This window comes from Actinomycetospora sp. (assembly GCF_036497245.1).
Classification (GTDB): domain Bacteria; phylum Actinomycetota; class Actinomycetes; order Mycobacteriales; family Pseudonocardiaceae; genus Actinomycetospora.
In genome coordinates this window covers 1-8,431 of record NZ_DASXJS010000227.1, presented here as the reverse complement: position 1 = coordinate 8,431, position 8,431 = coordinate 1, and the positions used below count along the sequence as shown (strand labels likewise).

The following is an 8,431-nucleotide window of genomic DNA, read 5'->3' as shown; positions in this document are numbered from 1 at the left end:
GCCCAGGCCCTGCTGATGTCCGACGCCGACGTCAAGCTCGACGTCGGCCGCGAGCTCACCCGCGGTCTGGGCGCCGGCGCCGCGCCCGACGTGGGCCGCCGCGCCGCCGAGGACCACGCCGAGGAGATCGAGGAGGTCATCAAGGGGGCCGACATGGTCTTCGTGACGGCCGGCGAGGGCGGCGGCACCGGCACCGGCGGTGCACCCGTCGTCGCGGGCATCGCCCGCAAGCTCGGCGCGCTGACCATCGGCGTGGTCACCCGGCCGTTCTCGTTCGAGGGCAAGCGTCGCGCCACCCAGGCCGAGAACGGCATCCAGGAACTGCGCAACGAGTGCGACACGCTCATCGTCATCCCGAACGACCGGCTGCTCCAGCTCGGCGACGTGTCCCTCAGCCTCATGGACGCCTTCCGGTCCGCCGACGAGGTGCTCCTCTCGGGCGTGCAGGGCATCACCGACCTCATCACGACGCCGGGCCTGATCAACCTGGACTTCGCCGACGTCAAGAGCGTCATGTCCGGGGCGGGCAGCGCGTTGATGGGGATCGGTTCGGCCCGCGGCGACGGTCGCAGCGTCGAGGCGGCGGGCAAGGCGATCAACTCGCCGCTGCTCGAGGCGTCCATGGACGGCGCCTACGGGGTGCTGCTCTCCATCGCCGGTGGCTCCGACCTCGGCCTGTTCGAGATCAACGAGGCCGCCTCGCTCGTCCAGGAGGCGGCGCACCCGGACGCCAACATCATCTTCGGGACGGTCATCGACGACTCCCTCGGCGACGAGGTCCGGGTCACGGTGATAGCCGCGGGCTTCGACTCCGGCGCGCCGACGCACAAGAAGCTCCCCGGCGAGATGCTCGGCGGCGGCCAGCCGCAGGGCGGCGGGCCCGGACGCACGTCCCAGGCCACCGCGACCGGCCAGGCGGGGCAGGTCCGGCAGTCCCCGGAGCCCGCGATCCCGCCGGCGGTCGCCGCGGCGCCGACGATGCCGACCACGCCCGCCGTGTCCCGCGAGGAGGCGGCCGCGTCGTCCTCCTCCGGCCCGGGGGAGAAGGCGGACGCGCCCGCGGCCGGGTCCTCCTCGGAGGGCTCCGCGGCCGGCGGCTCGTCCTCGTCCGCCCCTACCGCGAAGACGCGCGGTGAGGACGACGAGGTCGACGTCCCGTCCTTCATGCGCTGACCGGAGGTGGTGGCGCCCCGGGGTGACCGTCCCCGGGCCGCCACGCGGGATGATGGTGCGGTGCGGGTCCGGCGTGTACTGACCACTCGTGCGGGCGGCCGGTCGCGGCCCCCGTACGACTCGTTCAATCTCGGTGACCACGTGGGCGACGACCCCACCGCCGTCGCCGCCAACCGCGAGCGCCTCGCGCGCGGGATCGGCCTCGATCCGTCCCGGGTGGCCTGGATGAACCAGGTGCACGGGACCGACGTCGCCGTCGTCGAGGGGCCCCAGCAGGAGATCCCCACCGCCGACGCCCTGGTGACCGACCGGCCGCGCCAGGCGCTGGCCGTCGTCGTCGCCGACTGCGTGCCGGTCCTGATCGCCGACCCCGAGGCGGGCGTCGTCGCGGCCGCGCACGCCGGCCGCGCCGGCGCGGCGGGCGGGGTACTGCCCCGCACCCTCGGCGTGATGGAGGGCCTCGGCGCGGAGCGGGACCGGGTGGAGGTCCTGATCGGCCCGAGCGTGTGCGGGCAGTGCTACGAGGTGCCCGCCGAGATGCGCGACGAGGTGGAGACGGTGCTGCCCGGCAGCGCGGGCACCACCCGCATCGGCACGCCGTCGCTGGACCTGCGTGCGGGCCTGGTGCGCCAGCTCGAGGGCCTCGGCATCCGCAAGATCGACGCCGACGGGCGCTGCACGCTCGAGGACGACCAGCTCTTCAGCCACCGCCGCGCCCGGCCCACCGGCCGCTTCGCCGCGGTGACGTGGTGGGAGTACGACCGCCCCGAGCGCCGATGACCGGTCCCGATGAGGCCTCCGACCGACGCCGCGCCGCCCTGTCGCACTCCCTGGACGAGGTGCGCTCGCGGATCGCCGCCGCCGCGCGCGCCGCGGGCCGGGACCCGGCCGGGGTCGGCCTCCTCGCCGTCACGAAGACCTGGCCCGCGTCCGACGTCGCCCACCTCGTCGACCTCGGCCTGTCCGAGTTCGGGGAGAACAAGGAGCAGGAGGGCGCGGCGAAGGCCGCCGAGCTCGCGGAGCTGCGCCCCGACGCGACGGTGCACTGGCGCGTGGTCGGGCGGCTGCAGCGCAACAAGGCACGGAACCTGGCGCGATGGGCGTACGCGGTCGACTCGGTCGACTCGGCCCGGCTGGCCGAGGCCCTCGACCGGGCCGTCGGGAACGCGGTCGAGGCCGGGGAGCGGACGGACCCGCTGTCGGTGCTGATCCAGGTGAGCCTCGACGACGCCGAGGGGCGCGGGGGCGCGTCGATCGCGGACGTGCCGGGGCTCGCGGACCGTGTCGCGCAGAGCGAGCACCTCTCACTCGACGGCGTGATGGCGGTGGCTCCGCAACACACCGATGCCGCAGCGGCGTTCGCCACGTTTGCCGAGCTCGCGCAGCGGGTGCGGGCCGCCCACCCCGGGGCCACGACGCTCTCAGCAGGCATGTCGGGCGACCTCGAGGCCGCGATCGAGCACGGATCCACGTGTGTGCGTGTCGGAACGGCTCTCCTCGGCGGCCGGTAGCTAGCGTTCCTTGTGAGTGAATGACAAGGCTGTAAGTCTTCCGAGCACGGGGTCCCGCGGGCATCCCCTCCCTGCCGGTGGATCTTTGTGAGGGGAGAGGGCTGCCATGACCGCTCTGCACCGCGTGAAGGCGTACTTCGGCATGGTGCCCGCGGACGAGCTGGACTCCTACGACGGGTACGGGGAGTACGGCGCCTACGCCGACACGGACCGCCCCGCGCGGGGGAGCGACCGCTACGACGCGGACCGGTACGACGCGGACCGCCACGACTCCGACCGGTACGCGCGGCGGCCGCGCCACGACCGCTACGACGCGGACCGCTACGACGTGGACCGCTACGACGAGGGGCGCCACGACACCGACCGGGCCGACCGCCACGCGGGCGACCGGTACGGATCGGACCGCTTCGGCGAGGGCCGCCACGACGACGACCGCTACGAGGACCGGCACGACGCGGCGCGTCACGACCGCTTCGACGCCGATCGCCACGAGCGGACCGGGCGGGCGGAGAGCACCGCCCGCACCGAGGACCGGGCCCGCACGCCGCGGCCCCGCGACCCCGAGCCCGAGGTCCGCCCGGACCTCCCGCGCCTCGGGGCCGACCACGACCGGACCGGGTCCGGCGACCGCGACGAGGAGGCCGACGTGTCCGTCCGTTCGAGCGCCCGGGGCCGGAGCTGGGAGCACAACACCGGCCCGAACCACACCTCCCGCAGCGGCCGGTCCGGCTCACTCGCGTCGGTCGGGTCGTCGTCGGGATCGTCCTCCTCGCTGTCCGGGTCGCTGAGCGCCTCGGGGGCAGCCGCCCTGGCCCTCGACGAGCCGGTCCGCCGCCCGTCGGAGCGTCCGGAGCGCAGTGAGCGCGCCGACGTCTCCGCGGTGCCCGACACGCCCGCCGTCCCCGAGATCACCACGCTGCAGCCCACGAGTTACAACGAGGCGCGGGTGATCGGCGAGCGCTACCGCGACGGCATTCCGGTGATCATGAACCTCACCGAGATGGACGATGTCGCGGCCAAGCGTCTCGTGGACTTCGCGGCCGGCCTCGCCTTCGCGCTGCGCGGCTCCATCGAGAAGGTCACCAACCGCGTGTTCCTCCTCTCACCGCCCAACGTCGAGGTCTCCGCGACCGATCGGCGCAAGCTCGCCGAGAAGTCTTTCTCCACGGCTCCCTGAGCCGAATCTGAGAGCCGGCAAGGCCTCGCGGCATGATTGCGGTGGGTGGTCGGACGAGGGCGGTGAGCGTTTGCCGGGGTGCCGATCGGGCCGTGGAGCAGGGCAAGTTCCGGAGTCACGGGCGGTGGAGAACGGTGAGCGGTCCCGCCCCGTCCGGCCGATCGCTCTCTGGCGTGTCGCGAGGTACGCGTGTGGGTGGATGACCGGGCTGTCGTGGCGCTGAGTCACCGATCGGGCGTCGTGTGCAGCGCATCCCTGGACCCGTCCACTATGGTTCACCTGCTCGCAGAGGTCATACTCTGCGTGTCGCGGAGCTCGAAGAGCCCGAGGTACCTGGGGTTCCGCAGCCGAGGAGTGCTTGAGGAGATCCGATGCCGCTGACCCCTGCCGACGTCCACAACGTCGCGTTCAGCAAGCCGCCGATCGGCAAACGGGGATACAACGAGGACGAGGTCGACGCGTTCCTGGACCTCGTGGAGGCCGAACTCGGGCGTCTCATCGAGGAGAACAACGATCTCCGCGAGCAGGTCGAACAGCTCGAGCAGCAGCTCTCGAGCGCTCACTCCGACCTCGACGACGCCCGGACGAAGGCCGCACAGGCCCAGTCCGTCGGTTCGCAGTCCCCGCCCCCGCCGTCGGCAGCCCAGACCACCATGGTGGCGCCGCCCCAACAGCGGCCCGTCGAGGACGCGCCCCGCACGGTGCAGCAGCCGATGCCGGTGCCGCAGCAGGCCCCCCAGCCGGTTCAGCAGCAGCCGCAGAGCTCGGGGGTCGTCCCGCCGCCCTTCGGTGGGGATTCCTCGCCGATGAACGGCAACGGCGACCACCACGTCCAGGCCGCCAAGGTGCTGGGACTCGCCCAGGAGATGGCCGACCGGCTCACGGCCGAGGCGAAGTCCGAGGCCGACGGGATGCTCTCCGACGCGCGGACCAAGTCCGAGCAGCTCCTCTCGGAGGCCCGCACCAAGTCGGACAGCATGGTCAACGAGGCCCGCAGCCGGGCCGAGACGATGCTGAACGACGCGCGCACCCGCGCGGAGACACTCGAGCGGCAGGCGCGGGACAAGGCCTCCACCCTCGAGCGCGACGCGCAGCGCAAGCACAACGAGACGATCACCCTGATCGAGCAGCAGAAGAGCGGCCTCGAGAAGAAGATCGACGAGTTGCGTACCTTCGAGCGCGAGTACCGCACGCGACTCAAGACCTACCTGGAGTCGCAGCTGCGGGACCTCGAGGGCCGCGGATCGGCTGCGCCTGCTGACGGTGGCGGCCGCAACGGCTCCGGGGGATACGCGACCAGCGGTTACGGCTCACGGGCCGAAGCCGGCAGCTGAGTCGGGTGAACTGGTCGGGGCAGGGGAAGGCTGCCGACCGGTGACCCGGCGCGGTACGTGAGGGGTCGAGGGTGCTTCTGCTGGTCCTGCTCTGCGTCGTCATCGCCTTCGGGCTCCTCGTCGTCGCCGTCGTCACCACGACGGCGGCGTGGGCGTGGGGTTCCGTGGTGGCGAGCGCCGTAGCCGCGGTGCTTCTGGCCGCGGATTTCATGCGTCGGCGCAAGGCCGCTCAGGCGGCGGCTCCGGCGGCGACGTCGGCGCCTTCCGCGGGTGAGGAGTCCTGGAACGGCGGCCCGGGTGCATCACAGCCCCAGGCGCTCGCCCAGCCCGGTCCCGCGGGGACCGGGCCGGATGCTCCGACCGCGGTGGGTGCGCCCCAGCGGGCTGCCTTCGCCGGTGCGCCGGGTGGCCCCGGTGCGCCGAACGGCTCCGGTGGTGCAGGCGGTCCCGGAGGTCCGGGCGGACCCGGTGGTCCTTCGGGCCCCGGAGGCCAGGGCGGTCGCCCGCCCATGGCCCCGCCGCCGATGCGACCCCGCGGGATCCCTCCGGGGCTGCGTGCGACGACGTCGGGCCGCCTCGGGACCGACCCCTCGCGCGTGCCGAACGCCCCCGAGGGCTCCCGCTTCGTCGGACTGGTCCCGCTCCCGAACACGCCGGCCGCCGCGCCGGTTCCGCCGCCCGGGCGTCCCTACGGCCCTCCGCCGGGGGCGCGTGGTGGCCCGCAGGGACAGCAGCCGGGCACGCAGGGACAGCAGCCGGGCCCGCAGGGTCAGCACCCGCCGTACGGCCCGCCGGCCGGTGGCCGTCCGCCCCAGGAACAGGGCGAAGGCCGGGCTGCCACTCCCGAGGACAACCGCAGCGGTTCCCACAGCGCTGCCGCGACGGGCGCCGGGGTAGCTGCCGCAGGGGTGGGCGCCGGTGCGCTCGCCGCCGCGGCGGCCGGTCACGGTGAGGACCAGGAGGACGCCACCTCGCGGATGCCCGCCGAGAGCCTCGACCGTGCGCGGCGCGAGGCAGGCCCGGAGGACGTCGGTGCCGCGCGGAGCAGCGCCACCGCCCAGGAGCCCGTCGAGCCGGCACAGACGCAGCACGGCACCTCCGGACCACCCCCGGGCGACGGCCCGCAGGGTGGCGGTCGGCCCGAGCCGAGCGGTCCGCCGAGCCAGAGTGGCCCGAGCGGTCCGCCGAGCCAGAGTGGCCAGCCGTCCCAGGCCGGGCAGCCGACCCAGGGGGGCCAGCCGACCCAGGCCGGCCGGCCGGGCGGCCCTCCGCCGGCAGGCAACGGCTTCCGGTCCACGGACCCCGCGTCGGGGCCCCAGGGTGCCGGAGCCCAGACCGCCCAGCCGCCCGGCGGGACGGCGCACCCCGACGAGGCGCCGCCCGCGGCCGCCCACGGCGGCGCCCCCGGCAACGGTGCTCCGGGCCACGCCGGTGCTCCGGGCAACGGGGCGCCCCCGCGCACCGGGCCTCCCGCCCGGGCCCCGGAGCCCGAGGACGAGACCCCGGACGCCGCCAGCCTCGATGTCGTCGCGGCCCGCGTGGACGAGGTCCTGGTGATCGACGAGGAGCCCCACTTCCACCTCGGGCGGTGCGGCTACCTGTTCGGTCGCGAGGTGATCCCGCTCCCGGTCTCCGAGGCCATCGAACTCGGGTTCGCCGGGTGTTCCTGGTGCAGCCCGGTGCGGTCGCTCGCCGAGCAGCACGGGGCCGACAGCCGGCGCTGACCCGCGCCGGCCGGGCGTGATCAGATGTCAGGTGTGGAGGCCGGAACGGACACCGCTGCCGCGCGCTGGGCGGCCATGATGCATGCCCGTCGCGTCCCGGACGAGATCCTGGCCCACGCGCCGGGGAGTCCGTACCGGCAGGACCCGGACCGGTTCCGCCCTGCTGCCGCGGCCCCGGATACGCCCTCACGACAGAGTGCGCTCACCCTGCTCGCCGAGGCCGCGGACCGCTCCGTGCTCGACGTCGGGTGTGGCGCCGGCGCCGCTTCGATGGCCCTGGCGGGGGAGATCGACCACGTCGTCGGTGTCGACCCGGCCTCGGACATGCTCGCCGCGTTCGTCGGAGCGTGCCTCGACCGCGGGGTGCCGTACCAGGCCGTCCTCGGGCGCTGGCCCGACGTGGCGGCGGACACCGGCGAGGCGGCGGTCGTGCTGTGCCACCACGTCGGCTACGACACCGACGACCTCGCCGGGTTCGCCGCGGGCCTGACCGCCGCGGCGCGGACCGGCGTGGTGCTGGAGCTGCACGCCGAGCACCCACAGGCCTGGCTCGATCCGCTGTGGGCGCGCTTCCACGATCTCGCCCGCCCGGCGCCACCGACCGCCGACGACGCGCTGGCCGTCCTCACCGAGCTCGGGATCGACCCGCAGGTGCAGCGCTGGAGTGCGGGACCCCGGCCGGCCGAGGCGCCGGAGGCCCGCGCGGCGAGGGTGGCCCGCCGGCTGTGCCTGCCGCCCGAGCGGGTCGAGGAGGTCTCGGACGCGCTCGCGGCGGACCCGTCGCTCGCCGGGTCGCCCCGCGACCGCGTCACCATCACCTGGCGGCCCTGAGCCCCGCGTCGCCGGGTGGTCCGCCCTGCGACGTCGACCGGTGGCATACGCGCAGGCTGCCGGTGGACTCTCGGTCGCGTCGATGGTCGTGGCGTACGACGCGCGACGGGCACATTCCGGCGACCCCGAGGCTCGGTGCTGGGGGAATCAATGCGGCGCGCGTCCGTCGCGTCCCGGCGGGAGGGCCCGCGAGCCGCGGCGCGGCGCATCGCGGGCGGCCGGATCGCATTGGGTGCGTGCGCCGCCCGCAGGTCTCGCCCGCGAGGCCGGGCCGGGTTGTGTGCGTGGCGCGTCGGTCCTCGCAGAACCGAGAGGGCTCGGCCGCATTGTGTGTGTGGCGCGTCGGTTCTCGCGGGACCGAGTGGACTCGGCGGCAATGTGTGGGTGGCGCGTCGGTTGTTGCGGCACCGCTCGGGCACCGGCCCGCACCCGTGTGCGACGCGCGCCGGTCCCCACCGGCAACCAGTGGCCCGCCACAGGGTGCGTCCGCGCTGACGGCCCGGACCTGCGGAGCGTCGTCGGCGCGACGGTAGGATCACCGTTCCGCTTCCGGGGGACGACGGGCAGGAGGTCGCGAGCGCGTGGACCGGCTGCCGGTGCTGCTGGGGATCGGCTCCGGTGTCGTGCTGCTCGCAGTGGTCGCGGTCCGGCTCTCCACCCGCGTGGGTCTGCCCTCGCTGC

6 protein-coding genes and 1 pseudogene are annotated in these 8,431 nt (G+C 74.9%); all 7 read left to right on the top strand.

Annotated features, from left to right (window positions below; translation table 11 throughout):
* On the top strand, positions 1–1,173 hold a 1,173-nt coding region (gene ftsZ / locus VGI02_RS23980; protein ID WP_331631607.1), incomplete at its 5' end, for a cell division protein FtsZ.
* Between the two features lie 60 nt (positions 1,174–1,233).
* Complete coding sequence (gene pgeF / locus VGI02_RS23975) at positions 1,234–1,953, top strand: peptidoglycan editing factor PgeF (protein ID WP_331631605.1); 720 nt, start codon at positions 1,234–1,236, stop codon at positions 1,951–1,953.
* Positions 1,950–2,684: a YggS family pyridoxal phosphate-dependent enzyme gene (locus VGI02_RS23970; protein ID WP_331631603.1), complete on the top strand. Its 735-nt coding sequence runs from the start codon at positions 1,950–1,952 to the stop codon at positions 2,682–2,684. Before pgeF ends, VGI02_RS23970 begins: the two co-directional genes overlap by 4 nt.
* An 805-nt stretch (positions 2,685–3,489) precedes the next feature.
* Positions 3,490–3,861 (top strand): annotated as a pseudogene (locus tag VGI02_RS23965) (cell division protein SepF); the annotation flags it as partial.
* Between the two features lie 371 nt (positions 3,862–4,232).
* Positions 4,233–5,195, top strand: coding sequence for a DivIVA-like cell division protein Wag31 (wag31, locus tag VGI02_RS23960; RefSeq protein ID WP_331631601.1), 963 nt, complete (start codon positions 4,233–4,235; stop codon positions 5,193–5,195).
* 908 nt (positions 5,196–6,103) lie between these two features.
* Positions 6,104–6,919 (top strand): hypothetical protein, encoded by an 816-nt coding sequence (locus VGI02_RS23955; protein ID WP_331631599.1) that lies wholly within the window; start codon positions 6,104–6,106, stop codon positions 6,917–6,919.
* 33 nt (positions 6,920–6,952) lie between these two features.
* On the top strand, positions 6,953–7,750 hold the full coding sequence (locus tag VGI02_RS23950) for a class I SAM-dependent methyltransferase (protein ID WP_331631597.1): 798 nt from the start codon (positions 6,953–6,955) through the stop codon (positions 7,748–7,750).
* The last annotated feature ends 681 nt before the right edge of the window (positions 7,751–8,431 follow it).

Bases quoted from the DNA above. Each gene is read 5' to 3' on its own strand.
- VGI02_RS23970 (WP_331631603.1), top strand. From the start codon at position 1,950: ATGACCGGTCCCGATGAGGCCTCCGACCGACGCCGCGCCGCCCTGTCG.
- wag31 (WP_331631601.1), top strand. From the start codon at position 4,233: ATGCCGCTGACCCCTGCCGACGTCCACAACGTCGCGTTCAGCAAGCCG.